The following is a 255-nucleotide window of genomic DNA, read 5'->3' on the forward strand; positions in this document are numbered from 1 at the left end:
GATGCAGACCCAGCGCATGATTAGGGTGTTTTGCCAGGTAGTCGCGCATCACGCGGATACCCTGTTTCATGAGCTCATCACTGCTGGTGATGAGGGTTGGCAGATAGCTGGTGCAGCCCGATTTCTCGTTGGCTTTCTGCATGATTTCCGGCGTGTCGACCGTCACCGCCTCCGCGGTATCATTAAATTGCACACCGCCGCAGCCGTTCAGCTGTACGTCGATGAAACCGGGGGAGATTACTGCTCCATTGAGTG

The 255-nt window shown here is 55.7% G+C and carries 1 pseudogene; it reads right to left on the reverse strand.

Annotated features, from left to right (window positions below):
- Positions 1-255: pseudogene (locus tag ACPYOJ_RS35945) on the reverse strand (N-acetylglucosamine-6-phosphate deacetylase); the annotation flags it as partial.

This window comes from Rhizobium sp. SVR5-9E, from assembly GCF_056755095.1.